This is a genomic window from Jejubacter calystegiae (assembly GCF_005671395.1).
GTDB lineage: Bacteria > Pseudomonadota > Gammaproteobacteria > Enterobacterales > Enterobacteriaceae > Jejubacter > Jejubacter calystegiae.
The window spans coordinates 1643926-1668379 of the sequence record NZ_CP040428.1; the positions used below are offsets into that span (position 1 = coordinate 1643926).

The following is a 24454-nucleotide window of genomic DNA, read 5'->3' on the forward strand; positions in this document are numbered from 1 at the left end:
CCTAAAGCGCTTTGGTAAAGCGAACGTGGGTCGGCTGGTACGCTTCGCGCTGGTAGAAGCGATGCGCGTCCTGGCGACCGGTGCTGGTGGAAAGTTCGATCATCTCAGCGCCTTCCTGGCGGGCTTCCTGTTCTGCCCAGGCCAGCAGCCGTTTGCCGATCCCCAGCCCCCGGCCCTGGGGCATCACCACCAGCTCCTGGATTTCGGCTATCCAGTTAACGTGATGCAGATGGAATTGCAGATGCAGCCCCACCATGGCGACGGGGTGCCCATTGTGTAGCGCTAACTGGTAGCGAAAGCGGGAGTCGAGCAGATTCGCGGCAAATCCGGCGCGGAAAGCGTCACGGTCGAACTCCCGCTGTTTCAGTTCACAGATTAATCCATAGACGCTCTGCCAGTCGTTCAAAGTGGCGCTACGCAGTTCAACAGACATTCCGTTTTTCCTCCGGTACGTGACGAATTAGCTGAATTAATGCCGTGGCCGACTGTTGCAGGGAGCCATCGTTGTTGAGTATGGCGCAGTGAGGCAGATGTGTCCCAAAATGGCTGGCGCGGCGCAGCCGCTGTTCGATGGCGTCCGGCGTCTCCCGGCCTCTGGCTTCCAGACGGCGACGCAGAACGTCGTTTGATACCTGAAGCATCACCGGCAGAAGCCTGGCGCCGTAGCGTTCCATAGCGTGGGGAAGATGCTGGCGGGAACCGTTGACGATCACGTTCATCCCCGCCGCCAGCCAGTGATCCAGTTCGATCCCTAAGCCATAACGATAGCCGTTGGCCTGCCAGGCCAGCGCGAACAGGCCGCAGGCCGCGCGCTGGCTGAATTCGGCATCGCTCAGGGCGATATGGTTTTCGCCACCGGCGTCCGTCGTGCGGGTGATATAGCGATGAGCCACCAGCAGTTCTGGTATCTGCTGATGGCGCAGGGCCGCCAGCAGGCTGTCTTTTCCGGCGCCGGAAGGGCCGATAAGCCAGATGAGTCGCGTCATCAGAATACCTGCCTCCCCTGGCGCCAGACGTTCCCGACTCGTATCTGGCCGTCAATGCGGTGGGCCAGCACCAGGTCGGCGCGCCTGCCTTCGGCCAGCTCGCCCCGGTCGGTCAGGTTAATGGCCCGGGCCGGATTACGGGTCACCAGACGGATGGCCTGGGGCAGTCGCCAGCCCGATTCGGGGTCGTCGGCGATGCGAAAGGCGGCATCCAGCAGGCTGGCGGGATAGTAGTCCGAAGAGAGAATATCCAGCAGCCCGGTTTGCGCCAGCCGGTGGGCCGCCACATTGCCGGAATGAGAACCGCCACGCACGATATTCGGGGCGCCCATCAATACCTGAAGGCCGTGGCGACGCGATGCCTGTGCGGCTTCCAGGGTGGTGGGGAATTCGGCAATCACGCTGCCCAGATCGTGGGATTCCTGCACGTGATCGGCGGTGGCGTCGTCGTGGCTGGCAAGCGTAATGCCGCGCGCGCGGCAATCGGCGGCAATGGCCTGGCGGTTGGGGTGCGACCAGCGCTCCGCGAGCCGTAACTGCTCTTCTTCATAGTGCGCCATCTGTTCGGCGCTGAGCTGATATTTGCCCTGATAGTATTCGCGATATTTTTCGATACTGGCGAACTGACGCTGGCCGGGCGAGTGGTCCATCAGCGAAACCAGCGATACGCCTGCCCGCCCGACCAGTTGCTGAAACAGGGGCAGGGTGGTGTGGTGCGGAAGCTCGCAGCGCAGGTGCAGACGGTGGTCGGCGCGATTAACTCCCAGCCGCTGGCTGTGTTCGATGGCGCCGATCATTTTGTCCAGATTCTCCAGCCGGTCGCCGCCGTCGCGCACATCGCCCAGCGCCACGGCGTCGAGTACCGTGGTGATGCCGCTCGCCACCATCAGCGCGTCGTGGCTGCTCATGGCCGAATGGGCGGGCCAGTCCACTTTAGGACGCGGGGTGAAGAATTTGTCCAGATTGTCGGTATGCAGTTCCACCAGGCCCGGCAGCAGCCAGCCGCCGTCGCCGTCCAGAGCGCCGGGCTGGCGGCTGGGGGTATCGGCGAAGCTGCGTATTTTGCCGTCCGCCACTTCCAGCGAGCCTGCCACCACCTCATCATCCAGAACCAGTTTTACATTATTGATAATCATACGGTTTCCCCGCTGCTGGTCATGGTATGAAGGCGATCGGCCACCCGCTGACGTACCGCGGCATCGTGGAAAATGCCAACGATGGCGGCGCCGCGCGCTCTGGCTTCGTCAATCAGGCCGACCACGGCGGCGCTGTTGGTGGCGTCCAGCGAGGCAGTCGGCTCATCCAGCAGCAGGATGGGGTAATCGACGATAAAACCGCGGGCGATGTTCACCCGCTGCTGTTCGCCGCCGGAAAAGGTGGACGGCGCCAGGTGCCACAGACGTTCCGGCACGTTCAGGCGCTTCAAAAGCGCGGCTGCGCGTGCTGAACACTGTTCACGGGGAACGCCCAGATCCAGCAGCGGCTGCATCACCACTTCCAGGGTGCTGATGCGCGGAATAACCCGCAGGAACTGGCTGACCCAGCCGATGGTGCGGCGGCGTACCGCCAGCACCTCCCGCGCCGGAGCACAGGCCAGATCCAGCCAGCCGCCTTCATGGCGGATCCAGATATGCCCGGTATCCGGCAGGTAGTTGGCATACAGCGAGCGCAACAGGGTGGATTTGCCGCTGCCGGAATGGCCGTGCAGCACCACGCACTCGCCGGAGTTCACTTCCAGCGAGGCATTGCGCAGCACCGGCAGGCGGACGCCGTTCTGGTGATGTAATACGAAGGTTTTACTCAGGTTTTCCACCCGTATCGAAGCTTTCATAGCGCCCTCTTAATTTTGCAGTACCGAAGAGACCAGCAGCTGGGTGTAGGCGTGATGAGGATCGTCCAGCACCCGATCGGTTAACCCACTTTCCACCACCTGGCCCTGTTTCATCACCAGCAGGCGATCTGCCAGCAGCCGCGCCACCCCCAGATCGTGGGTGACAATCACCACCGCCAGGTTCATCTCCACCACCAGGCCACGCAGCAGGTCGAGCAGGCGCGCCTGTACCGACACGTCCAGTCCGCCGGTGGGCTCATCCATAAACACCAGTTGCGGATGAGTCACCAGATTGCGGGCGATTTGCAGGCGCTGCTGCATACCGCCGGAAAAGGTGGTGGGCAGTTCGTCGATGCGGGCGGCGGGGATCTCTACCGATTCCAGCCAGCGCTGCGCGGTGGCGCGGATATCGCCGTAGTGGCGCACTCCGGTGGCCATCAGGCGCTCGCCGATGTTACCGCCTGCCGAAACGCCGGGGCGCAGTCCGTCCAGCGGATGCTGGTGCACCACGCCCCATTCGGTACGCAGCAGGCGGCGGCGTTCGGCTTCGCTCATGGCGTACAGTGACTCGCCCCGGAAGATGACTTCGCCGCGCTGAGGAGGCAGCCGTGCGGAAATGGCCTTCAGCAGAGTGGTTTTGCCGGAGCCGGATTCACCAACGATACCCAGCACTTCACCGGGCCACAGTTCGAAGGAGACATCGCTGAAGCCTTTACCCGGCGCGTAGAGATGGGTCAGATTATTGACGGAGAGCAGGGGTGTCATGAGCGCGTGGCCTCGCTATTCTGGCGGCAGAAATCGGTATCGGAACAGACGAACATGCGGTTGCCCTGGTCATCCAGCACCACTTCGTCCAGGTAGCTGTGGCGCGAACCGCAGATGGCGCAGGGTTCATCCCAGGTTTGTACCTGGAAGGGGTGATCGTCGAAATCCAGGCTTTCCACCCGGGTCCAGGGCGGTACTGCGTACAGGCGCTTTTCACGCCCGGCACCAAACAGTTGCAGCGCTGGCATCCTGTCCATCTTCGGGTTATCGAATTTGGGGATCGGCGAGGGATCCATCACGTAGCGAGCGTTCACCTTCACCGGATAGGCGTAAGTGGTGGCGATATGGCCGAAGCGGGCGATGTCCTCGTACAGCTTTACCTGCATCACGCCGTACTCTTCCAGCGCGTGCATGGTGCGGGTTTCGGTTTCGCGAGGTTCGATAAAGCGCAGCGGCTCGGGGATCGGCACCTGATAGACAAGGATCTGATCCTCTTGAAGCGGCACTTCCGGGATCCGGTGGCGGGTCTGGATAATCGTGGCGTCGGCGGTGGATTCAGTGGTTTCCACACCGGTCACGCGCTTAAAGAAGTTGCGGATCGAAACCGCGTTGGTGGTGTCGTCCGCTCCCTGATCGATGACCTTCAACACGTCCTGGGGGCCGATGACGCTGGCGGTTAGTTGGATCCCGCCGGTGCCCCAGCCGTAAGGCATGGGCATTTCGCGCCCGCCGAACGGCACCTGGTAGCCAGGGATCGCCACTGCTTTCAGCAGGGCGCGACGGAGCGTGCGTTTGGTCTGTTCATCGAGATAAGCAAAGTTGTAACCGGTCAGTGCGTCAGCCATTGTTCGCCTCCCTTGCGCTTTTCAGTCGTTTGAGTAGTTCCAGTTCGGCCTGGAAGTCGACGTAGTGGGGCAGTTTCAGGTGCGAGACAAAGCCCGCCGCTTCAACGTTGTCGGCGTGGGCCAGCACGAACTCCTCGTCCTGAGCCGGACCGGTGATCGGATCATGGTATTCCGGCGCCTGAAGCGCGCGATCCACCAGCGCCATCGCCATGGCTTTACGTTCACCCATGCCGAAGACCAGACCGTAGCCGCGGGTAAAGTGCGGCGGTTCCTGTTCTGGCGCCACAAAGCCGTTGACCATCTCGCATTCGGTCATCAGCAGTTCGCCAACGCAGACCGGAAAACCCAACTCTTCCGGGACGATCTCCACCGCCACGTAGCCGCTGCGGATCTCCCCGGCGAAGGGGTGATTGCGGCCATAGCCGCGCTGGGTGGAGTAGGCCAGCGCCAGCAGATAGCCTTCGTCACCGCGGGTAAGCTGTTGCAGGCGCGAAGAGCGCGAGCAGGGATAAACCGGCGGCTGGCGGGTCACGTCGTCGGGCTGTGCGCCGTTATCCACTTCCGGCTTTGCCAGCCCCTGGCCTGCCAGCAGGCTAAAGACGTGGGGCATGGGTTCGGGGCTGGCGTCGCCAGGCTCCGGGCTCGGCGTTTTGCCTTCTGCCAGCAGACTGAAATCCAGCAGCCGGTGGCTGTAGTCGTAAGTGGGGCCGAGCATCTGGCCGCCGGGAATATCTTTATAGATGGCAGAAATCCGGCGCTCCGGGCGCATCCGGGCCGTTTCCAGCGGCTGGCTGACGGCGATGCGCGGCAGGGTGGTGCGGTAGGCGCGTAGCAGGAAGATGGCTTCGACGCTGTCGCCGCTCGCCTGCTTCAGGGCCAGCGCCGCCAGTTCGCGGTCGGCGATGCCCCCTTCGGTCATCACCCGATCCACCGCCAGACCGAGCTGCTGCTCTATCTGTTCAACGCTAAGTTCGGGCTGGCTACTATCGCCACGCCGCCGCTCCTGCTGGAGTTTGTGTGCGGCGTCGATGGCCTTTTCGCCCCCTTTAACGGCAACGTACATCAGCACACCTCCACATGGGTTGTGCGCGGCAGGGCCAGCAGCCGCTCGCCGCAGGTGATAATCAGATCGATGCCCATCGGGAACGGCTGCGGGCGTTCAATCAGCTCCTGAAGTACCGGCTCCGGCAGAACGGGGGCGATCATTCGTTCATCGGCGATGCCGGGCCCGGTCAGGCGCAGCATCAGGCCGCCGCTCAGGGCCGGGAGTTGCAGCACCAGGGTGGCGCTGCTTTCTGGCCGGGCGGCACTGCCCTGGGACAACGCCCGTAGCTGCTCTACGCTCAGGCTGTCGTCGGCGATGGCAAACTGCGCCTGCTCCGGGGTGTCGCACAGCGGCGCATTGGTATGAAAGCGCAGATTCTGGCGCACCATGTCGTTGCCCAGCGCATCGCACAGCCATAGCGGCGTATCGTTATCCGCAAGGGTTAGCAGGGCGCTGGTGGTGGCGATGTCCAGCGGCGGCCAGCCGTGTTTGAGCGCCGTCAGATTGACCACAAGACCGGGTTCGCTCATGGCTTTCAGCAGGCGACGAAAGCAGTGCTGGGCATCCTGCACCGGCAGGGGAAAGGCGGTGGTTAACGTCATGCATTGTCTCCGCGTACCAGAGTAAAGAAGTCGACCCGGCTGGCGGCGACCTTGCGTTGACGCTCGCGCAGGCGGGCGTCGCGGCTGGCTTCCAGCGGGTTAATCAGGGTTTCCATCAATGTGGCGTGGTGGGCGCTCTCCTGGAGCAGGGCGTCTACCAGAGCGCAGCGTTCGGCGTGCTGGCAGTCGCGGCCCAGCACCCAGCTATAGCCGCAGAGGCCGCTGCCAAGGCGTACCGCAGCGCGGGTCAGGGTGGCATCACCGGCGAAGAAGGGATTGCCGCTGCCGCCTATCCTGCCCTGAATTTGCACCAGCCCGGTTTCGGCCTGGCGCAGAACTTCGTAATCCGGGGTGATATTCAGCGCGGCGAAGCGTTCGGCCAGTTCCCGTGGCTGGCTGTGGGCCAGTACCGCCATCCAGCGCTGGCGCAGGGGGGTAGCAGATTGCGGATTCATTCAGTGCTCCATGGTGAATTCGATCATGTCGGCGCGGGTCAGGCTGACGGAGTATTCCGCCACGCTGTGCGCGCCTTCACGATGGTTAAGGGTGCGCACGCAGAGCAGCGGCGCCTGATTAGGGATCTCCAGCATCCGGCTCTCTTTAGCTTGGGCCCGGCGGGCGCTAATCCGCGTCTGATGGCGGATCAGGCGGATGTCGAGACGCGCTTCCAGCCAGTCGTGCAGCGAACCGCTGGTGAATTCACGCAGGCTGGGCCACCAGGCGATATCGGAGAAGTAGTGATCGATCAGACACAGGGCGACGCCATTGACCCGGCGCAGAGTGCGCAGGTGGATAATGTCGCGCCCTTCCGCCACGCCCAGAGCATCAGCCACCGGACCGGAGGCCGGGCGCAACACGGAAAGCAGGCGTTCGCTGGTTGGATGGCTGCCCTGGTCGAGCAGATTCTGGCTAAAGCGCGCCCGGGCATTCAGGGGGTAGTCAAACGGGCGCATCAGCACCAGAATGCCAACCCCCTGACGGCGCTGTACCCAGCCGCGCTCCACCAGTTGGTCTACGGCGCGGCGCAGGGTGTGGCGATTCACCCCGAAGCGGGTTGCCAGTTGCTGTTCGGCGGGTAGCCAGTCGCCGCAGCGGTAGTGGCTTAACTCCTGCTCCAGCCGGGCGGCTATTTCCTGATAACGGGTGGGGTAAGTGGTCGGATGTCTGGATAGGTTCATCGCACAGGCTCCTTTCGGGTCAGATAAACTGCTTACGCAGCCGCTGCGACAGGAAGTCGAGCAGACTGACGGTGACGATAACGACAATCATCAGGGCGCAGGTCTGGGGGAACTGAAAGCCGCGAATGGCTTCCCACAGGGTGACGCCGATACCGCCCGCGCCCACCATGCCGACCACCGTGGCGGAACGGACGTTGGACTCAAAGCGATACAGGGAGTAGGAGATCAGCAGCGGCATGACCTGGGGCAGAACGCCGTAGAGAATCTCTTCCAGCTTATTGGCGCCGGTGGCGCGGATCCCTTCCACCGGGCCGGGGTCGATGGCCTCCACCGCTTCGGAAAGCAGCTTGGAGAGCACGCCGGTGGTGTGGATAAACAGCGCCAGCACCCCGGCGAACGGGCCAAGACCCACGGCGACGACAAACAGCATGGCGAACACCATTTCGTTAATGGCGCGGCAGGCGTCCATCAGGCGGCGTACCGGCTGGTAAATCCACCACGGGGCGATATTTTCGGCGCTCATCAGGCCGAAGGGGATGGAAAGCACCACCGCCAGTGCCGTGCCCCACACCGCGATTTGCAGCGTCACCAACATCTCTTCAAGGTAGAGCGGCCACTGGCTGAAATCAGGCGGGAAGAAGTCGGCGGCGAAGGTCGCCATATTGCCGCCGTCCTGTATCAGGGTCAGCGGCGCCATTTCGGCACCGTGCCAGGAGGCGGCCAGAACCGCCAGCACCAGGCCCCAGCCGATAAGCGAAAAAGCGCTGCGTTTGGGGGGATTCAGAGTCATGCTTTGGCTGTGCATCGTTATCTCCCGTTACTGAGCGCTTGCGGTTTCACGCGGAGCCTGACTTTCCAGCGCATCGAGCTGCTTCTGGAGCGTTTCCAGCTTGCTGGCGCGTTCGGATTCGCTGAGCCCCTTGTTGTTCTTCACGCTCTGTACCTCTTTAAACAGCGTGAGCTGGCGAATGGGCACCAGTTGCTGGTCACTGGATGCGCGGAACGGCGCCCAGCCCAGCCCTTTCAGCACCTGCTGCTGTTCCGGCGTTTTGCCGTAACCCAGAAAGAAGTCGCGTACCCTGGTTTTGGTGCCTTCGGGCAGGTTTTTGCGCCAGACGATGGGATCGCCTGGGATCAGCGGCGACTTCCAGATCGTCCGTAGCTGCTTATATTTTTCTGGTGCGGTGACCTTCAGACGATCGAGGTTTTCGGTGTTATTGGTCGCCACGTCTACCTGGCCGTTGGCGACCGCCAGCGCGTTGGTTTCATGGTTGGCATTCACCGTGCGCTTAAAGTCACTGGCCGCGGCATGGTGTTTAGCGAACACGTAGTAACCGGGGACCAGGAAGCCGGAGGTAGAGTTGGGATCGCCATTGCCGAAGGTCAGCGATTGACGCTGGGCCAGCAGTTGATCCAGGTTTTTGATCGGGCTCTTCTGGTTGACTATCAGCACGCTCCAGTAGCCCGGCGAACCATCGGCGGCCACCGTCTGGGCAAATACCTGACCGCCCGCGCGGTCTACCGCCTCCATGGCCGACAGGTTGCCGTACCAGGCGAGATCCACCTTGTTAAAGCGCATGCCCTGGATAATGCCCGCGTAATCCGGCGCGAAGAAGGCGTTCACCTTCACGCCCAGCTGCTTTTCCATATCTTTCAGAAAAGGCTGCCACTGCGATTTCAGGTTCTGCTGGGATTCGGTAGAGATAATGCCGAAGTTCAGCGCATCAGGTTCATTAGCCTGGACCGGCATCAGCAGACTGGTCACGCTGAACAGGCTGGTGAAGGCAAGGGCGGTGACCATTTTGTTATTCATAACTTTTCCTTCCCGTGGCAATCAGGCCGCAGCCGCATTGGCTTCAATGCGGTCAATGCTGCGGTAGAGATGATTGATATGTTCGTGGTTGAAGGTCTGGCTGGCGCCGTCGTAGAAAATGTGTCCCTGGCGCAGCGCGACGATGCGGCGACAGTAGCGCAGGGCGTACTCCACCTGGTGCAGCGTCACTACCACGGTGATCCCTTCCTTGCGATTAATGTCGTGTAGAATTTCCATGACGATGCGTGCCGATTCCGGATCCAGCGAGGCGATAGGCTCGTCGGCCAGGATCACCTGCGGCTTCTGCATCAGCGCCCGGGCGATGGCGACGCGCTGCTGTTGTCCGCCGGAAAGGGTGGAGACCCGCTGGTGGGCGAAGTGCGCCATGCCGACCCGGGTCAGGGCCTGGAGCGCCTGCTGCTTTTGTTCGGTACTGAACCAGCGGCAGCAGGTGCGCCAGAAGGGCGTAGAACCCAGGGCGCCGATCAGGACGTTGTCCATCACCGACAGGCGATTGACCAGGTTGAACTGCTGGAAGATGTAGCCGGTACCGGCGCGGCTGCGGCGGATGTCGCTGGCAAGGCGGCCCGAACGCTGTACCGTGCGCTTGTGGAGCTCAATATGCGAATGGCTCTGTTTATCGCCGGTAATCAGGCCGCTCAGGTGGCGTAGCAGGGTGGATTTACCGGAACCGGACGGCCCGAGCAGGGCGACCATTTCGCCCCGGTTAATAGTCAGGCAGACATCGTGCAGCGCCCGATTCTGATTGAAGGTTTTGCGTAGGTTTTCGACGCGGATAATCGTTTGCATATCCCGGCCTCCTTGAAGTTTGACTCATGGTGCCGGGAGAAAATGACGGTTTGGTTAACCCTGTGTGTCTGTATGATGAAGAATCGGAGACGGTTGGATGACGGAGGGGGGAAAGCCCGCGGTCAGGCGGGCTGCCAGGCGGAGCGAATTAGCGCTTACTCCGCCGGTTTAGCAATATTCACCATCCAGTGAATGCCGAAGCGATCGGTGACCATACCGAATCCGAAGGCCCAGAAGGTCTCCTGCCAGGGCATGGTGATATGACCGCCCACCGCCAGGTTTTGAAACCAGCGTTTACCCTCTTCCACATCGGTGGTCATCAGGTTCAGGGCATAGCCGTGGTGGGGAATATTATCCGCGGCGCCGTCGCTAATCATGATTTCACACCCGGCGATGCGCAGGCTGGCATGCAGAATATCGTCCGGCGCCATTTTTACGGTTGCGGCACAGCCTTCCTGCTGTTCGCCGCTTTCACGCGGCGGCATTTCGGCAAAGGTCATGCTGTAGAGAATCTCGGCGTCCAGCGCCTTCTGATAAAAGGTGATTGCTTCCCGGCAGGAGCCGGAAAAGGTGATATAGGGTATCAGTGCCATGGTGGACACCTCTGTGTGACGGAAACAGAGAAAGTTTGGCAGGTGGCGCAGCGCTAAGCCAGGCGGCAGACGCGCCTGGCGGATAGAAATTAGTTCTTCTTCACAAATTCGGATTTGAGCTTCATTGGGCCGAAACCATCAATTTTGCAGTCGATGTTGTGATCGCCTTCCACCAGGCGGATATTTTTCACTTTTGTACCTATCTTCAGCGGCGTGGAGCTGCCTTTTACTTTTAAATCTTTGATTACAGTGACGCTATCGCCATCGGTCAGCAGATTACCGTTTGCATCCTTTACAACCAGCTCATCACTTTCGCTAGCCGCCGGATCGTCGTTCCACTCCCAGGCACATTCCGGGCAGATGTACATACCGTTATCTTCATAGGTGTATTCAGAGTGGCACTTGGGGCAGTTTGGCAGTGACATGCTTTGTCCTCGCTATCAGCATGAAAAATGAGAAAAAATGGCAACTCAGCGTTAAAAACGGTGCAGAGGGCCAAAAGTGGCGAAAGTATAGCGCAATTACCTGGTGTTGTCGGGGTTTTTAGCGGGGCAGGAAAGAATGACATTTTCTGAGAGGCGTATGCGAACGATGGTTTTCCTGGTTTATATTTAAAATCAAAAAGGTGTCATGCCGCAGGTGATTATTATTCTGTTCATAGGTTTCAGCTATTGTTTTTGATTTTTTAATTTCTTCTGTTCCGTTTAATAACCATTTAAACTCGCGCGCCGGTCCAGGAATTTTCCCGACTTAACACAACGCTACGTTCCCGGTGAACGGGATGCCCTGAATCGCGCTTATACCCTGAATACGATAGTGATTTTTCATTTATTCCGCGTCCGGACGCGGCACAGTGCTGTGCCTGCGCGTCAGCGTGACCGTATTTTAACGTGCAAATGGCGGCAAGGCTATTTGTCATTCTAAAAAACAGAATGTTAATTTTTTTGGGATATTAATTAGCATTCAGGTAATAAAAGTTAATAATGTTGTCTGGTATAGCAAATTACTTTCCAGTTATTGAGTTCAGAAATAACAGCGTGTTATTAAAAATAAATAATGCCAATTTCAATATTGGCGCAACGCTGATTTTTTTCCTGATCTTTATGGTTCTGACGAATATATCGTGGCGCCACCAGAGCGATCTGGCCGATATTGCCGCACAGGCGATAGCGAAAGATATCGCGGAAGATTTTAACCGCAACGAGAACTTCTCGGATGCGGTTTCCGTGCTGCTGCTGCGTAGCGCCTTCCACGGTGCCCGGGGTGAGATGGCGTATGACGAACACGACGAGACCTCCGGGCTGTATGGCTTTAATCTGGATGGGAACTCCCCCAATAAGCACGGGCTGGAAGGCTCGCTACAGTCGCTAGGGCCGGTAACGAAGAAAGCCTGGCTGGTGGCGCGCTCTATTGATGAAGCGTATCGCCTGGAGCAGAGCGCGTCGTCCTATTCCAATAAATATCCCCGCTACTTTATCTCCGCCTTGGGCGATTACATCTATTTCCCCGGCCAGCAGAGCCTGGAAAAGTATCGTTTTCGCCAGGAGGTGGCGGAACGCTACGGCATGCTACACGCCGAACATTCCGGTGGTTTTCTGTTTCGCAAGTTACAAGACGCTTCACGGGCTATTACCGGCCATATCGATCGGGTGCATCAATATCTTAACGGCGAGCGCTCCATTATGAGCGTTCAACATGTGGTTTACGATCAATCTTCCCGGAAAACGGAAGACGATGTGATCGGCATTATGTGCTTTGACTACAGCCTGTCCGACGTCAGGGAGATGATTAACCGGGCGATGGGGGAGGGTCATGTAGAGCACTATCTGAATGTCAGTATTATCGACCACCATGGCGTCCTGATCCCGGTCAGCGGCGGCCTGGTACACGCGGATTACAGCGATGCCTCGATTAACGGCGAATACCGGGTGCGGGTTTCGGTTAATCATTGGCGCTACTTTTTTTCGCACGACGGCTCCGTAGATACCTCCATCGGGGTGATGCTGATCCTGGGCTTTATCGTGATGACGCTGCTGCATCACCGGCGGGTGAAGATAGAGGCTTCGGCCAGGTACAAAGATTCATTGACTGGCCTGTATAACCGGGCATACCTGAATGTGCAGAAACGGAAGCTAACGGGAAGTCATGTCCTGGTGGTGATGGACTGCAATGACTTTAAGCTGATTAACGATACCTGGGGACACCTGTGTGGCGACAGGGCGCTACAGCACGTAGGCCGCTGTATCAGTTGCAATATTCGCGCCCGGACCGACCATGCGGTACGGCTGGGAGGCGATGAGTTCGTGATTCTTTTTGCGACCGATAACCTTCACAGCGTTCGCGAGAAGATGGACAAAATCGCCCGGGATATCACGATGTTTGAACCCGACGTTGCGCTTTCCGCCAGTTATGGTCTGGCGGCGCTGCATTCGGAAACCACTTTCGAAGCGGCGCTGAATGAGGCCGATATGCAGATGTATTTATCCAAACGCCAGTTTCGGGGGAGTGAATGATGAGGCTTAAAGGCTATTCCGGCACTGTGCCGCGGCTACTGGCGTTGACGTTGATTAACATGCTGGCGATTTACCTTCTGCGCGCCATATCACCTACCGTCTCCGTGGACGGCTGGCAGATCTATATGCTGTATCTGCCTTACTCATGGGTGATTACTCAGATCATTCTGTTGGGGGAAACGGCGCTGTTGCCGCTGATGGTCGCTTACAGCGCCAGTAGCTGGATTCAGTATCAGGATGTGAAGCCCTTTGCCGCAATGCTGCTGTCGTTCTGTATTCTGCTGCCATCGGCAGTCGCCGTACTGCTACTGCACTGGCGGCTTGGCCGACGCTGGAATGCCGGTTTTCTACGCTTTAACACCATTAAGCGCGTGGTGCTGTTTTGTTTTATCTGCCCGCTACTGAGTCGGGGATTGATGTGTCTGAGCGGTATGATCTTCCCGATTCCGCCAGCGCTGGCGCCCTACTTCTACGTTAAGGGAGTCGCCTTTAACCTGGTTAGCTATCAGTATCTGGTGCTGGCCCTGGTGGTGATGAACCCCTTCTTCTATAACCTGCAGCGCTTTTTATTCAGCGACGGTCGTCGTTTCAGTGTGAAACGGTTATGGAATAGTGAAAATCACAATCAACGCGATATCCGTTGGGCCGCGCTCTGCCTGGCAAGCATCCTGCTGTTCTGGCAGGCGGAAGTGTCCGGGGCTTTTGTGGGCTATCTGATGCCCTTTGTGTTCCTGCTCTTTATTTATGGCGTTCTGCACCAGAATCCACGTCTGACCGAGATCCTATGGAGCATCGCGATTTATGTGATGATGGCGTCTAATCAGGTCTTCTTTTCGATGTATAGCGACGACAGCGTGCTGGCATGTCTGATGTCGATGATCATCGTGTTTGCTATCGCGCTTCACTATCTTGCCGTCAATCGCCGTAAGTATGAGCAGCAGATGAATCAAACACAGCTCTATTCCCGCATTGATCCCCTGACCCGGCTGCCGAATATGCGCGCTCTGGAAAACAGCGTGGCGGAAACCGGGGGCACCTGTATCTGCCGTATCGCCTTCTCCAATATTGCCGTCTTTGAGAAGTATTACGGTACTGCCGTAGTGACCTGGGTGAAGGGAATTCTATCGCAGAGCATTTATGAGGAGTTCGGCTGTGATATTCAGGTTTATGACATTACCGGCAACCAACTGATCTGCCTGGTGAACGGCGAGCATGAGCCGCGTATTCATGAGCTGTACAGTCTGCTCTCCAGTCTGAGCATTTTGTGGAAGGGCGATAAACTGGATATCGATTACCGGCTTTCCTGGGGGGATATTGACGGTCAGACGCCGCTGATTCCTTTTGTGGAGCGGCTTGCCTGGTTCTCTGAAGTGAACAAAGTGGTGAAGGCGCCCCACTGCATTAACAGCAGCATGCGCAATCTGGACGATGAAATGGCTCAGTCGATTCAGATGATTAAGAGCGTGAAGGCTGCCATTGAAAACCGGGATATTGAAATCTACGCTCAGCCGATTACCAGCCGGGAAAGAGTGGTGTATCACGAACTGCTATCGCGCCTGCGCATTGGCGGCCAGATTATCATGCCGGATGTGTTTTTGCCGGTGATTCGTGAATTCGACTACGCCTGCGAGTTTGACTCTGCGGTATTCGAAAAGAGCATGTCGATGCTGGACGACCACGTTGGCGATACGGTGTCGATTAATATCATGCCGGCCACGCTGTTCCATGAAGGTGTTGCCGGGCATTTTATCGATTTGATGGCGCGCTATGGTATTAGCGCCGAGCGGGTGATTCTGGAAATTACCGAAGAGCAGGGCATACTCTCTTCGGAAAACGCCATGAATAATATCAGCAGGCTGGTGGAGCACGGCGTGAAGATCGCCATTGATGATTTTGGCACCGGTCAGTCCAATTACGAACGAATGCGCAATATTACCGCTCAGATCCTCAAGATAGACGGCGTTTTCGTGAAGGATATCCTGATCAACAAGGTCGATCAGATGATTGTTGAATCTATCTGTAAAATCGCCCGGGCCAGGGAGATGACCGTGGTGGCGGAGTATGTGGAAAACGAAGAGCAGCAGCGGATGCTGTTCGAGATGGGAGTCGATCACTGCCAGGGGTTTTACATCGGCAAGCCCTATAACTACAGCAATTAAACCTTTCCCCTCACCCCAAAGGGGAGAGGGGGCTGAATGGCAGACCGGGATTATTCTCCCTCTCCCCTAGGGAGAGGGCCGGGGTGAGGGGGGAAGACAGCTCCGACGCGGCCAGATACCGGCCCCAGATATTCCTCTAACACAATAAATTCCTTGCCGTTTTTACGGTTATTTTCCCGGAGACTGGGTTTGCGGCGCTCTGGCAAAGTCGGTATATTTTTTTGCCATATGGCTGCGACCTGAGGGTGAGCGGCGTTGATCGAAGTGAAAGGAGAGAGTGTGTCATTACGCGTTATGCTGGCGTGGTGCTTACCCGCGATACTGCTACTGACAGCCGCAGCCGGGCAGGCAAAGCCGCAACTGAAGCCGCTGGGGCCCAATATTGCCGACACCGGCTCTGAGTGGTACCGCTTCCGTAGTGCTATCTTCGACTCCGTTGACGGTCAGCGCCATTACAAAGTGTGGGTGGGTATTCCCAAAGCGGCGGCGCCTGCTGGCGGTTATCCGGCGCTCTATATGCTTGACGGCAACGCCGCAATGGCGCGGCTTGATGATAAATTATTGCAGCGCATGAGTGCCGCGCATCCGCCGGTGCTGGTAGCAGTGGGATACCAGACGCCGCTGCCCTTTGACGTCTCCTCCAGAGCGTGGGATTACACGCCCGATCCCGGCAGCGAATCGGCGCCGCGTATACACGGTCATAAAGGCGGGCACAGCAAGGCGTTTCGTCAGTTGCTGATGTCGCAGATTATTCCCTGGGCGGAAAAGCAGGCCGCCGTTAGTCATCAACAGCGCAGTCTGTGGGGCCACTCCTTCGGCGGGTTGTTTGTGCTGGAAACGCTGTATCAGGCGCCGGAAAGCTTCCGCCATTACTATGCGGCCAGCCCGTCGCTGGGGTGGGGCGGCGACATGATGTTGCGTCAGGCGCAGCGACTTTCGGGAACAGCATTTGATGCCCGCACGCTAAAGCTGATGGAAGGAGATGGCAATAGCAATAGCGATCGCCCGGAGCTACGCGGTGAAGACGGGCAGGACAGAAATGCACGGCTGGCGCAGATTCTTTCCGGAAAAGGGGTAAAGGCAAGCTATAAATCGTATCCGGGGCTGACCCATGGCGCCATGTTTGGCACGTCGCTTATCGATACGCTGCTGAGCGTTTCCGGCGCGGAATAGAGGATAAGGCTGCCGCATGGCGCGGCAGCCTGAGTGTTACTGCGGCTGTGCGTCCTGCACTTTTTCTTCCGCTTTCCAGATGCGGAATTTCACCTGAGCGTCTTTCGGCGCGTAGATCACCAGCGGCAGCTTGCTGTTATAGCGCTGCAGGGCATTGTCGCCCAGATGTGCGGTGACAAAAGCCTGCTTTTTGGTGCCGTCCGGGCAGGCCATCATGGTGGAGACCGGGCCGGTCAGCTTGTCGATGACCAGATAGTTATAGCCCCAACCAGAGAGCGTTTTCGTCTCCAGCTTGCCGCCCAGACCCCGGGTGTTGCAGTCCACTTCCATGGTTTTACCAATCATCAGCTCGACTTTGTAGTCGTGCTCGTTTTCCTGCTTCGGCAGCCAAATCACTTGGCGGGTCATTCCTTTTTCCGCTTTCGGATACGGGGCCACTTTTTCCAGCGGTTGCTTGCTGGGGTCCTGCTGCTGCGCGTTATCCGCCGCCAGCGCGTTACCTGAAGCCAGCGCCATCAGGCCAGCGAGCAGTAAAGTCGCTTTTTTCATAATTCCCTCATTCAGTGTGGCAATAATTGCTAACAGACTATTTTATTATCCTGAATTTTTCCACAACAAAACATAAATGTTCTGTTGATTAAACTAATGTTGGAGCAATGTGTTAATGAAGCGAGTGTGGGGGAAGGGAATAACCGGCCACCGCAAGCGATGAAGGTGGCCGGTAAACATTCAAGGTCATCAATGAGAGTGGCTGATGCGCTCTTCAGTATCACGACCGGCAAGGAAGCCGTAAAAGATATAACCGATCATGGTGATGATGGTACCGCCGAATACTGCTTCGACGCCGCAGGCATAGACGCCATAGATACTGTAGACCACCGCCGCGGTGCCCATAGCGGAAGCGGCATAGTACTGCTTCTGGGTCACGTGGTTTTTACGCAGCATCACCTGCAGGCCGGTCATGGACAGGACATAAGGCACCATATTGATAAAGACCGCCAGGTTCAGCAGGATGTTGAACTGTTTAAGCAGGTTCGGGGAGATGGTCATGGTGGCCAGCAGTAGCTCCAGTACCAGCATAATCAGCATCCCGGCGACAGGCGCATCGTCTTTGCTGATTTTACTGAAGATAGCCGGGAACAGGTGGTCATCCGCCGCTGCTTTAGAAACCTGGGCATTGGTAAACTGCCAACCCAGCAGCGAACCGATACAGGCGGTAACAGCAAGAGCGGTGACAACCTGGCCCACAATCGGGTTAAACATCATGGAGAAGACCAGGCCGAAAGGTGCATCCGAAGTGGCCAGCACCTCGTTCGGGATAATACCCTGAATCACAGAGGTTGAGGCGATATAAACCACAGCGGCGAATCCGGTACCGAACAGGCAGGCCAGCGGTACATTTTTCTCCGGGTTTTCCACCGTGTCGGAGTTAGCACCGGCAGATTCCACACCCAGGAAGGCCCACAGGGTCAGAGAGATACCGGAAGAGATTGCGCTGCCGGTGGACATATGATGCGGGTTCCATGCGGCTTTAAAGATAGACGGATCGAACCAGAACCAGCCAAGTACCGACAGACCCGCTACCGGAATAATTATTCCCCAGACGGTGATCCCGGAAATGCGCCCGGTAATCTTCGGCCCTTTGAAGTTGGCTACCATGGTCACGACCAGAATCGCGACCACGGTGACAAAAGTGTGCATGGGCGAGGTTTTAATCCACGGGAAGAAGGGGGCCAGATAACCTGCCGCAGAAACGGCGATGGCCACGCAGCTAATCACCAGACAGACGTAGTAGGTATAAGAAGCGATAAAGAAAGATGATTTGCCGTGGGCTTCGGCGGCATAGGCCGACATACCGCCCGAACGCTTACAGTAGGCGCCGCACTTGGCGAAGGTGTAGGCGATACACATTGCTCCCAGCACGGTGATAACCCATGACAGTACGGAAATCGCGCCAGTTTCGGCCAGGCTGGCGGGCAACATAATTATTCCCGAACCCATCATATTGACGGCAACTAAAATGGTCAGGTCAACGACCCCCATTTTCTTCGAGTTTGTGGCCATATCTGTTCTCCTGCTTATTGTTTTCAGAAGGCGAGAGAAGTACCTCTGAATAAATTTAAATTCACTCGCGGGTAATAAATATTATTATCCGGGGTAAAGGGCTCCAGTTTGAAATACAGGTGGTCATTACTCATGGATTGAGTAATTATCTTTATTTCCTGGCTTAATATTCTGCGGCGCAAAACTTGTGTAGCTGCATAGTATTTAATTCGAGGGGAAAGTCAACTTTGATATTGTGTGGCGAGTGAGTTGATTGCCTGGCCGTAAACTCTTTTTAAAAACAAATGAATAGTACGTTTTCTTGATACCGATTGGGGAAGGTGTTGTGGAAATATATTCTTATAAATCAATATAATATGCTATTTGTGCTGTTTTTTTACCGTGATTTAAAGGCCGATTTTTTTTAGAATATTAATTTGCCTGTAGCCGTTTTATTACAGATAAAAATTCATGGTGCGATAATGGTTATCTTATCTGGTCATTTTCTGATTTTTTTGGTCTGGTAAACTCTTTTATTTTGCTTTATCTTCATTTTCCGAACAGAACGTTTTCTCATGATGGCTTGAATACAGCCTGGCGTTTATCCGACACAGGTCAGATAGATTGTATTAAGGCGTTCGCGCCAGGTGCCATAACAATGCGAAAAATAATAAACATAAGTTAGCCAAATATAGATATATAAAATCGTCACGAGGTCTTTATGTGTGATAAGAACTATTTAGTTGTTGCGGGGGGCGCCATTAGCCGCCATGCCAAACCGCTTACACCGCTCGAAGAAACCATCGATCAGATTGTTACGTCGCTGACCAATAAAGGCGAGCATGTAAAATTTACCCCAACCTATGAAGAAGCAGAGACCTATGTTACCTCTACCGCTTCTATCGACTGCATTATGGTGGAGTGGCTCCCTCAGCAGGAACAGAATGTCCTGTCTCTGCTGCGCCATCTGCGTATACGCCATGAAAAGGCACCGGTCTTTTTGCTGATCAACTCTCATCAGGATAACCGCTCCGTTACTGCGGAAGTGATGAGCGAAGTGACTGAAACCTTCCTGGTACTGGATGATACCACCGACTTTATTGTGGGTCGTTTGCAGGCAGCCGTCGCTCGCTATGAAAAAACTATTATGCCGCCGCTGATGGCCGCAATGATGGAGTATGCCAAAGAGAAAGAGTACTCCTGGTCAGCGCCGGGTCATCAGGGTGGTATCGGTTTCTGTAAAACGCCGGTAGGCCGTAAATTCTTCGACTTCTACGGAGAGAACATCTTCCGTACCGATATGGGCATTGAACGCGCCAGCCTGGGCTCAATGCTGGATCACACCGGCGCTTTCGGCGAAAGTGAAAAATATATCGCCCGGGTCTTCGGCGCCGATCGCTCCTATTCGCTGGTAGTCGGAACCTCCGGGGCCAACCGTACCATCATGCAGGCCTGCTGCTCCGATGAAGACATTGCGATCTGCGACCGTAACAGCCATAAGTCCATTGAACAGGGGCTGATGCTGACCGGGGTTCGTCCGGTATACATGACCCCGACCCGTAACGCCTACGGCATTATCGGGCCGATCCCGAAAAAACAGATGGCCCGCGAGGCTATCTCTCGCCAGATCGAAGAGAGCCGTTTCGCTCGCGAAGCGAAAAATCCGCGCCCGTCTTACAGCGTGGTGACCAACTGTACTTACGACGGTCTGATCTATAACGGTGATACCGTGCAGACGCTGCTGGGAGAGAGCTGCGACCGTATCCACTTCGATGAAGCCTGGTTCGGTTACTCACGCTTTAACCCAATCTATAAAGGGTTCCACGCCATGCGCGGCGATAAAGCCGAGCATACTGCAGATCAGCCTACGCTGTTTGCGACCCATTCGACCCATAAACTGCTGAATGCGCTGTCGCAGGCCTCTTATATCCATATCCGTGAAGGTCGCGGCAACATTAAACCGGCGCAGTTCAGCCAGGCATATATGATGCATGCCACCACCTCGCCGCTGTACTCCATTGCCGCTTCCAACGACGTGGCTGCCGCGATGATGGACGGTAGGCAGGGCGTTAACCTGACCACGGAAGTGATCGAAGAGGCCGTGGAGTTCCGTCAGGCGGTAGCGCGCGCTTATCACGAGGCAGAGAAGAATCATGACTGGTTCTTTAAACCCTGGAATGCGGAAGTGGTGACCGACCCCGCCACCGGCGAGCGCTATGACTTTGCCGATGCGCCGCTTTCCCTGCTGACTACTGAACAGGCCTGCTGGAAGCTGCGTCCGGAAGACCGCTGGCACGGCTTCAGCGATCTGGATGAAGACTGGGTGATGCTGGATCCGGTTAAGGTCAGCCTGCTGACCCCAGGCCTGAATGACGACGGTTCGCTCCAGGAGAATGGCGTGCCGGCTGCGCTGGTCACCGCGTATCTTTCAAGCCTGGGCATTGTGCCGACTCGTACCACTGACTTCCAGGTGATGTTCCTGTTCTCTATGGGGGTCACTAAAGGTAAGTGGGTCACGCTGATGAACAGCCTGATGGCCTTTAAACGTCATTATGATGCCGATGCGCTGCTGGAAGAGGTTCTGCCATCGCTGGTTGAGAGCGCGCCGGAGGTGTATCGCGGAATGACCATGCAGCAGCTGGGCGATCGCATGATGGACTTCCTGAAGCAGCACAACCCGAGTGAACAGCTGAATAAGGCCTACTCAATGCTGCCGCAGATCGATATGCTGCCGCGTGAAGCCTACACCCAATTGGTTAAGGATAACGTGGAGCTGGTATCCATCTTTGACCTGGCGGGTCGCACGGCAGCGAACTCCGTTATCCCTTATCCGCCGGGAATCCCGATGCTGATGTCCGGCGAGAACTTCGGTGACGAAGAGAGTCCACAGATCGCCTATCTGAAAGCGCTACAGGCGTGGGATGACACTTTTCCCGGCTTCGAGCATGAGACCGAAGGGGCGGAAAAAGAAGACGGCATCTACCACGTGATGTGCGTTAAATAACCCAAAATGGGGTTACGGCTACAGGCGGTAACCCCATTTTTTTGCTGTTGATACGGGTAACTATTGGGGAGTAATAGAGTAAAACCCCATAAGTATGACAAATGACAGCATATCTATTCGCTTGCATGGGGAAATTATTACCTTGTTATTGAAATATTTTTATTTCATACATAATTTTTTTTCATGAGTAAATAGCATCCAGAAACAAAATAACGGCCAGTTTCAGGGCTGTGAAGCGAATCGGATCAAGGATCTTCGCATTTCGTGCCGAAAAATGTATATGGGAGGTTAAATAAAATAGCGTTATTTGTTCCGTGATAAAAATTCGTCATTGGCAGTTTTAATTCCACGCTTGTCTGGTAATTATTACAGGGCATAATACCAGGATTAGTCTTAAACAACTTTCTAAGTATCTTAGCGAGGTTAGCGGAGTATGAGAGATAGAACAGATAAGCAGGAGCTGGAAAAAATATTTCGCCAGATGCTCAAGGAAGAAAGTTTTGGTTCTCAGTCCGAAATAGTTGAGTATCTTAAAAATAAAGGATTTATCCATATTAATCAGTCAAGGGTGTCACGCATGCTGGCGAATTTCGGCGCCGTGCGTACCCGCAATGCTAAAATGGAGATGGTGTATTGCCTGCCGGTGGAGCTGGGCGTGCCAACGACGGATGCCACCTTAAAGAGTTCTATTCTGGATATCGCCGCCAATGATACCGTGGTTGTCACTCATACCATGCCTGGCGCAGCACCACTTATTGCCCGGCTGCTGGACTCCTGCGGAAAGGCAAAGGGGATCCTGGGAACGGTAGCGGGCGACGATACTATCTTTATTGCACCCGTTGCCGGAACCACCCCCCAACAGCTTTATCATTCGGTTATCGATATCCTTAGCACTAAATGACATTGAGAGTATTTTTTTAAATACTGACGGTATTTAGAATCACTGGATTATATTTTCAGGGTCCTCTCACTCAACAAGAGGAATCGTATTCATGGATGTTAGGAATATCCTTAATAATAAGCTTGAGCAGGCATTTCAGGCATTGTTTTTGAATAGCTTTCAGAAAGTCTCTGTACGTCCTTCGGCTCGCCATAATTTTGGTGACTATCAGGTCAATAGTATTATGGGCGTGGCGAAGCAGAATGGTAAAACGCCTGTGGAAATGGCGGCTGAGCTGGCTAATTATATTGAAAGTCGGGCCAATGACGATGGCGTTATTGCGAAGCTGGAGGTTGTGGCCCCGGGGTTTATTAATATTTTTCTGAATCCCGACTGGCTGGCGAACCGCCTGAGTGCGGCACTGGCGGATCCGCGGCTGGGCGTGGAGCGCGTGGCGCCGCAGACCATTGTGGTGGACTACTCGTCGCCGAACGTGGCGAAAGAGATGCACGTCGGGCATTTGCGATCGACCATTATCGGCGACGCTTCGGTACGTACCCTGACCTTCCTGGGCCATAAGGTGATTCGCGCTAACCATCTCGGCGACTGGGGCACTCAGTTCGGGATGCTGATTGCCTTTCTGGAACAGGCTGAAAGCCGCGATGATATTTCGCTTTCCGACCTTGAAGGTTTCTACCGGGCGGCGAAAAAACGCTATGACGACGATGAAGCGTTCGCCCGCCGCGCTCGCCAGTATGTGGTTCGCCTGCAGCAGGGGGACGAATGGTGTCGCAAGATGTGGCGCAAGCTGGTCGAGATCTCGATGGCGCAGAACCAGCGCAACTACGATCGCCTGAATGTCACCCTGAAGCCGCAGCATATTATGGGGGAAAGCCTGTACAACGATATGCTGCCCGGAATTGTGGACGATCTGCTTAAGCGCGGTATCGCCAGCGAAAGCGACGGCGCCGTGGTGGTCTATCTGGACGACTTCCGTAATAAGGAAGGTGAACCTATGGGGGTGATCGTCCGTAAAAGCGATGGCGGCTACCTCTATACCACCACCGATATCGCCTGCGCGAAGTATCGTTACGAACATTTCCACGCCGATCGCATGATCTACTATATCGATGCCCGTCAGCACCAGCATCTGATGATGGCCTGGGAGATTGTCCGTAAGGCGGGCTATGTGCCGGAATCGGTCAGCCTGGAGCACCATATGTTCGGTATGATGCTGGATAAACAGGGCCGCCCGTTTAAGACCCGTGAAGGCGGTACCGTTAAGCTTTCCGAGCTGTTGGACGAGGCGGTGGTCCGTGCCCGCAAACTGGTGGCGGAAAAGTCGCCACAGTTGCCGGAAGCGGAGCTGGATTCGCTGGCAGAAATTATCGGCATTGGCGCCGTGAAGTATGCGGACCTTTCGAAGAATCGCACCACCGATTACATCTTCGACTGGGACAGCATGCTGTCGTTTGAGGGCAATACCGCGCCCTATATTCAGTACGCCTGCGCGCGCATCGCCTCTATCTTTAGGCGAGCGAATCTGACGGTGGAACAACTTGAAGGTGAGATTTCACTGAATACTGACAGAGAGAGGATGCTTGCGGTACGTCTGTTGCAGTTTGAAGAGACGCTACAGCTTGTGGCCCGGGAAGGGACGCCCCATGTGATGTGCGCGTACCTTTACGATCTGGCCGGGCTGTTTTCACGCTTCTATACCGACTGCCCGATACTGAACAGCGACTCGTCGGCGCTGCGCGTCAGCCGCCTGAAGCTGGTGGCGCTCACGGAGCGTACCCTTAAGCAGGGCCTGGAAACCCTGGGGATTCAGACCGTTGAACGGATGTAACTAAAATTCTCTGTGGCCAGAAGGCTCCCTGCTTGCGGTGGCGCCTTTTTAGTTATGGTCACCGGCCCCCAGACGTTGCAGGCAGGCGATAAGCTCCTGTTGACTGATATCGATATACTCCAGCACCCGTCCGTAGAGCATCGCGGTGGGCACCGAACGTCCACCCAGTTCGCGCTGGGTATTATGTAGCACCCACAGGATGGTGCGCTCGGTTTGCGTCAGGCCGTCGCGGACATCCGGGAGTGTGCGTGATGTTGTATTCATTACTCACAGCGTTGACGATCATGCCGGCAGCAAAGCACGCTGGTCATGGATTGAGAGTCCTGACGGACGGTAAATACAGGGGCCAGTCATACGAAATCGCC

At 56.2% G+C, this 24454-nt stretch carries 24 protein-coding genes; 6 read left to right on the forward strand and 18 right to left on the reverse strand.

Going from position 1 to position 24454, the window contains the following annotated elements; translation table 11 throughout:
- Position 1: 1 nt before the first annotated feature.
- The 15 genes from phnO to FEM41_RS07600 all read right to left on the reverse strand — a co-directional run bounded on the left by phnO (position 2) and on the right by FEM41_RS07600 (position 10893).
- On the reverse strand, positions 2-433 hold the full coding sequence (phnO, locus tag FEM41_RS07530) for an aminoalkylphosphonate N-acetyltransferase (RefSeq protein ID WP_138095394.1): 432 nt from the start codon (positions 431-433) through the stop codon (positions 2-4).
- Positions 423-986: a ribose 1,5-bisphosphokinase gene (gene phnN, locus FEM41_RS07535; RefSeq protein WP_138095395.1), complete on the reverse strand. Its 564-nt coding sequence runs from the start codon at positions 984-986 to the stop codon at positions 423-425. The genes phnO and phnN overlap by 11 nt, the downstream gene beginning before the upstream one ends.
- Positions 986-2122 (reverse strand): alpha-D-ribose 1-methylphosphonate 5-triphosphate diphosphatase, encoded by a 1137-nt coding sequence (gene phnM, locus FEM41_RS07540; protein WP_138095396.1) that lies wholly within the window; start codon positions 2120-2122, stop codon positions 986-988. Before phnM ends, phnN begins: the two co-directional genes overlap by 1 nt.
- Positions 2119-2817, reverse strand: coding sequence for a phosphonate C-P lyase system protein PhnL (gene phnL / locus FEM41_RS07545; RefSeq protein ID WP_138095397.1), 699 nt, complete (start codon positions 2815-2817; stop codon positions 2119-2121). The genes phnM and phnL overlap by 4 nt, the downstream gene beginning before the upstream one ends.
- A 9-nt stretch (positions 2818-2826) precedes the next feature.
- Positions 2827-3582, reverse strand: coding sequence for a phosphonate C-P lyase system protein PhnK (phnK, locus tag FEM41_RS07550; protein ID WP_138095398.1), 756 nt, complete (start codon positions 3580-3582; stop codon positions 2827-2829).
- The gene (locus tag FEM41_RS07555; protein ID WP_138095399.1) at positions 3579-4427 is read right to left on the reverse strand and encodes an alpha-D-ribose 1-methylphosphonate 5-phosphate C-P-lyase PhnJ; all 849 of its coding nucleotides are present in this window, start codon (positions 4425-4427) and stop codon (positions 3579-3581) included. The genes phnK and FEM41_RS07555 overlap by 4 nt, the downstream gene beginning before the upstream one ends.
- On the reverse strand, positions 4420-5490 hold the full coding sequence (locus tag FEM41_RS07560; RefSeq protein ID WP_138095400.1) for a carbon-phosphorus lyase complex subunit: 1071 nt from the start codon (positions 5488-5490) through the stop codon (positions 4420-4422). Before FEM41_RS07560 ends, FEM41_RS07555 begins: the two co-directional genes overlap by 8 nt.
- Entirely contained in the window at positions 5490-6074 is a 585-nt protein-coding gene (phnH, locus tag FEM41_RS07565; RefSeq protein ID WP_138095401.1) for a phosphonate C-P lyase system protein PhnH, read from the reverse strand. Before phnH ends, FEM41_RS07560 begins: the two co-directional genes overlap by 1 nt.
- Positions 6071-6529, reverse strand: coding sequence for a phosphonate C-P lyase system protein PhnG (gene phnG / locus FEM41_RS07570; RefSeq protein WP_138095402.1), 459 nt, complete (start codon positions 6527-6529; stop codon positions 6071-6073). The genes phnH and phnG overlap by 4 nt, the downstream gene beginning before the upstream one ends.
- Positions 6530-7252, reverse strand: coding sequence for a phosphonate metabolism transcriptional regulator PhnF (phnF, locus tag FEM41_RS07575; protein WP_138095403.1), 723 nt, complete (start codon positions 7250-7252; stop codon positions 6530-6532).
- A 19-nt stretch (positions 7253-7271) separates the two neighbouring features.
- Positions 7272-8057: a phosphonate ABC transporter, permease protein PhnE gene (gene phnE, locus FEM41_RS07580; RefSeq protein ID WP_138095404.1), complete on the reverse strand. Its 786-nt coding sequence runs from the start codon at positions 8055-8057 to the stop codon at positions 7272-7274.
- Between the two features lie 12 nt (positions 8058-8069).
- Complete coding sequence (gene phnD / locus FEM41_RS07585) at positions 8070-9065, reverse strand: phosphonate ABC transporter substrate-binding protein (protein WP_138095405.1); 996 nt, start codon at positions 9063-9065, stop codon at positions 8070-8072.
- 21 nt (positions 9066-9086) lie between these two features.
- Positions 9087-9875, reverse strand: a complete 789-nt coding sequence (gene phnC, locus FEM41_RS07590; RefSeq protein ID WP_138095406.1) for a phosphonate ABC transporter ATP-binding protein — start codon at positions 9873-9875, stop codon at positions 9087-9089.
- A 155-nt stretch (positions 9876-10030) separates the two neighbouring features.
- Entirely contained in the window at positions 10031-10468 is a 438-nt protein-coding gene (gene yjdN, locus FEM41_RS07595; RefSeq protein WP_138095407.1) for a VOC family metalloprotein YjdN, read from the reverse strand.
- A gap of 89 nt (positions 10469-10557) precedes the next feature.
- A complete protein-coding gene (locus tag FEM41_RS07600) occupies positions 10558-10893 on the reverse strand; it encodes a zinc ribbon domain-containing protein YjdM (RefSeq protein WP_138095408.1) in 336 nt (111 codons plus the stop codon).
- Positions 10894-11505: 612 nt separating this feature from the next.
- On the opposite strand from FEM41_RS07600, the gene FEM41_RS07605 reads away from it, so the two are divergent.
- From FEM41_RS07605 to FEM41_RS07615, 3 genes are all read left to right on the forward strand, one after another.
- On the forward strand, positions 11506-12981 hold the full coding sequence (locus tag FEM41_RS07605; protein WP_168198772.1) for a GGDEF domain-containing protein: 1476 nt from the start codon (positions 11506-11508) through the stop codon (positions 12979-12981).
- Entirely contained in the window at positions 12978-15140 is a 2163-nt protein-coding gene (locus FEM41_RS07610; RefSeq protein ID WP_138095410.1) for a bifunctional diguanylate cyclase/phosphodiesterase, read from the forward strand. Before FEM41_RS07605 ends, FEM41_RS07610 begins: the two co-directional genes overlap by 4 nt.
- A gap of 279 nt (positions 15141-15419) precedes the next feature.
- A complete protein-coding gene (locus FEM41_RS07615) occupies positions 15420-16313 on the forward strand; it encodes an alpha/beta hydrolase (protein ID WP_138095411.1) in 894 nt (297 codons plus the stop codon).
- 36 nt (positions 16314-16349) lie between these two features.
- Here the strand turns inward: FEM41_RS07615 and eco are convergent, their stop codons facing one another.
- Both eco and potE read right to left on the reverse strand, forming a co-directional pair.
- Positions 16350-16862 (reverse strand): serine protease inhibitor ecotin, encoded by a 513-nt coding sequence (gene eco / locus FEM41_RS07620; RefSeq protein WP_138095412.1) that lies wholly within the window; start codon positions 16860-16862, stop codon positions 16350-16352.
- A 189-nt stretch (positions 16863-17051) separates the two neighbouring features.
- Positions 17052-18377: a putrescine-ornithine antiporter gene (potE, locus tag FEM41_RS07625; protein ID WP_138095413.1), complete on the reverse strand. Its 1326-nt coding sequence runs from the start codon at positions 18375-18377 to the stop codon at positions 17052-17054.
- A 700-nt stretch (positions 18378-19077) separates the two neighbouring features.
- Here potE and adiA point away from each other — a divergent pair.
- The 3 genes from adiA (at position 19078) to argS (ending at position 24089) form a co-directional block, all read left to right on the forward strand.
- Positions 19078-21360 (forward strand): arginine decarboxylase, encoded by a 2283-nt coding sequence (adiA, locus tag FEM41_RS07630; RefSeq protein ID WP_138095414.1) that lies wholly within the window; start codon positions 19078-19080, stop codon positions 21358-21360.
- 433 nt (positions 21361-21793) lie between these two features.
- Positions 21794-22261 carry a transcriptional regulator ArgR gene (gene argR, locus FEM41_RS07635; RefSeq protein ID WP_138095415.1) on the forward strand — a complete coding sequence of 156 codons (468 nt, stop codon included), beginning with the start codon at positions 21794-21796 and terminating at the stop codon, positions 22259-22261.
- 91 nt (positions 22262-22352) lie between these two features.
- On the forward strand, positions 22353-24089 hold the full coding sequence (gene argS, locus FEM41_RS07640) for an arginine--tRNA ligase (protein ID WP_138095416.1): 1737 nt from the start codon (positions 22353-22355) through the stop codon (positions 24087-24089).
- Between the two features lie 48 nt (positions 24090-24137).
- Here the strand turns inward: argS and FEM41_RS07645 are convergent, their stop codons facing one another.
- Positions 24138-24353 carry a hypothetical protein gene (locus tag FEM41_RS07645; protein ID WP_138095417.1) on the reverse strand — a complete coding sequence of 72 codons (216 nt, stop codon included), beginning with the start codon at positions 24351-24353 and terminating at the stop codon, positions 24138-24140.
- Positions 24354-24454 lie beyond the last annotated feature (101 nt).